At 28.0% G+C, this 2,816-nt stretch carries 5 protein-coding genes; all 5 read left to right on the top strand.

Annotated features, from left to right (window positions below; translation table 11 throughout):
• A partial coding sequence (locus IAA47_08995; GenBank protein MBU3843098.1) for a sugar nucleotide-binding protein occupies positions 1 to 330 on the top strand: 330 nt, incomplete at its 5' end.
• Complete coding sequence (locus IAA47_08990) at positions 303 to 704, top strand: nucleotidyltransferase substrate binding protein (GenBank protein ID MBU3843097.1); 402 nt, start codon at positions 303 to 305, stop codon at positions 702 to 704. The genes IAA47_08995 and IAA47_08990, both read left to right, overlap by 28 nt.
• Positions 705 to 998: a nucleotidyltransferase domain-containing protein gene (locus IAA47_08985; protein ID MBU3843096.1), complete on the top strand. Its 294-nt coding sequence runs from the start codon at positions 705 to 707 to the stop codon at positions 996 to 998.
• Entirely contained in the window at positions 995 to 2,146 is a 1,152-nt protein-coding gene (locus IAA47_08980; protein ID MBU3843095.1) for a dTDP-glucose 4,6-dehydratase, read from the top strand. The genes IAA47_08985 and IAA47_08980 overlap by 4 nt, the downstream gene beginning before the upstream one ends.
• Positions 2,143 to 2,816: oligosaccharide flippase family protein (locus IAA47_08975; GenBank protein MBU3843094.1), on the top strand; the 674-nt coding region annotated here is incomplete at its 3' end. The genes IAA47_08980 and IAA47_08975, both read left to right, overlap by 4 nt.

Raw genomic sequence — 2,816 nt, 5'->3', positions numbered from 1 at the left:
CAAGTATCAAGTCCAACATACTCAAAGGATCTAGCAGAATTCTCATGGGATCTGATACAAACTGATAAGTATGGACTTTATCACTTTTCAAATAATGGAGAAGCATCTAAGTATGATCAAGCAGAATATATTCTTAAAAAAATAGATTGGAATGGAAAATTAGAGAGAGCTAAGACAGATGATTTTCCATTGAAAGCCAAAAGAGCTAAATATTCAAAATTAGATAGTAGGAAGATAGAAAAGATAGTAGATAAAAAGATACCTCATTGGAAAGAGGGAATAGATAGGTTTTTGGAGGAGTTATGGGAAAAAGATGGGAAGAGAGATTAGAAGATTTAGAGAAAGCTATAAATAGATTGGAAGAAGCAATTGAGGAAAGTAAAAAAGTTGATTTTTCAACTTTAAAAGATGGAGTGATTCAAAGATTTGAATTTACTTTGGAGTTATCATGGAAAACTTTAAAACATTTTTTAAATAGTGAAGGTGTAGAGGCTGCAACTACCCCTAAAAGTACAGTAAAAGAAGCCTTTAAATTAGATGTATTGAAAAATATAGATATTTGGTTAGAGATGTTAGATGATAGAAATCTGACCTCTCACATTTATAATCAAGCAATAGCAGAAGAGATATACGAAAGAATAGTTTCAAGATATTGCAGTGAATTAAGAAGAAATTTTGAGTTTTTAAAAGCGAGTGAAATATAGATGAGATTTGGATTGAAAGAGAGATATTACGAAGAATTAAAGGCTCTTTATTTCCTATTTCCTAATATAGATGAGATAATTATATTTGGTTCTAGAGCAAGAGGAGATTATAGAGAAAATTCAGATATAGATATAGCTTTAAAAGGGAATTTGACAAAGTTAGAGATAGCATTAATAAAAGAGTATTTAGAAGAGAGTAGAATACCATATACTACAGATGTAATTGAGTATGAAAAAATTATTGACAAAAAATTTAAAGAGGAAATAGATAAAGAGGGAGAAGTGTTGATATGAAAACATATTTAGTAACAGGGGCAGCAGGATTTATAGGAGTAAACTTTGTAAAGTATATGCTTGAGAAGTATGGTGAGGATATACAGATAATAGTACTAGATAAACTTACTTATGCTGGGAATAAAGAGAGTTTAAAAGATGAGATAGCAGATAAAAAAATAGAGTTTGTAAAGGGAGATATAGGGAATAAAGAGCTAGTAGAGAATATATTTGCTAGATATGATGTTGACTATGTAGTAAACTTTGCTGCAGAATCACATGTAGATAGAAGTATATTAGGACCGAGAGTATTCTTAGAAACAAATATATTAGGAACACAAAATCTATTAGAGGTATCAAAGGATAGTTGGACAATAGGAAGAGATGAGAACGGATATCCAATATACAAAGAGGGAAAAAAATATATCCAAATATCAACAGATGAGGTATATGGATCACTAAGTAGAGATTTTACAGAGGCTAAGGAGTTATACTTAGATGAGAGTGTAAAAAGAGTAGTAGAGGGAAGAGATAATCTAAAAACATATGGAGAGAACTTCTTTACAGAAAAGACACCATTAGATCCAAGATCACCATACTCATCATCAAAGGCATCAGGAGATATGATAGTACAAGCCTATGCTGAAACATATAAGCTACCAATAAATATAACAAGATGTTCAAATAACTATGGACCATACCAATTTCCAGAAAAATTAATACCACTAATAATAAAAAACATATTAGAGGGAAAATCTCTACCAGTATATGGAGATGGAAGTAATGTAAGAGATTGGCTATATGTAAGAGATCATAATAAGGCAGTAGATATGGTAATAAACAATGGAAGATTGGGAGAGGTATACAATATTGGTGGATTTAACGAAGAGAAAAACATCAATATAGTAAAGCTAACAATAGATACAATAGCAAGAATAATGAGAGAAGAGCCAGAGTATAGAAAGGTATTAAAGACAGATATAGAGAATATAAACTATGATTTAATAACTTATGTACAGGATAGATTAGGACATGATGCAAGATATGCAATAGATCCAACAAAGATAGCAACAGAGTTAGGATGGTACCCAGAGACACCATTTGATAAAGGTATAGAAAAGACAATCAGATGGTATTTAGATAATCAAGAGTGGGTAAAAAAGTTATGAAGCAAAAATCGTTATTAAAAAATACATTTTATTATTTAGTTTATAATATTCTTAATTTATTATTTCCATTGATTTCTGGAATTTATGCTGCAAGAGTTCTTTCACCTCAAAGTATAGGTGAAGTAGGCTATTCACAAAATATAGTTCAATATTTTGTAATTCTTTCTTTTCTTGGAATACCAACTTATGGTGTTAGAGAGATAGCAAATATCAGAGAGAATAAAAAAGAATTAAACAGAGTATATTCAGAATTATTTTTTATAAATTTTTTATCTACCATATTTTTTTTAACGATTTATTTTATTTTGATCTTAAATATTGATATACTTAGAGAAAATTTAAAGTTATATTTAATAATGGGAATATTATTATTTTTTAATATTTTTAATATTAATTGGCTCTATGAAGGTCTCGAAGAGTTTAAATTTATTTCATTAAGAAATATTGTTTTTAAAATACTATCTTTGATACTATTAATTTTATTTGTAAGAAAAGATTCAGATTATTTAAAATTTGCACTAATAACTATTATAGGAACTCTTGGGAATTATTTAATAAATATTATATATTCAAAAAAATATGTAACTCTTATTTTTAAAGATTTAAGTTTTAAAAGACATATAAAATCTATATTATATCTTGTAACTGTAAATATAGCAATAGAAGTATA

Origin of the sequence: Candidatus Fusobacterium pullicola (genome assembly GCA_018883725.1) — a bacterium.
GTDB lineage: Bacteria > Fusobacteriota > Fusobacteriia > Fusobacteriales > Fusobacteriaceae > Fusobacterium_A > Fusobacterium_A pullicola.
Note: the sequence above shows the minus strand (reverse complement) of the source record. Positions and strands in the feature narration are given on the sequence as shown.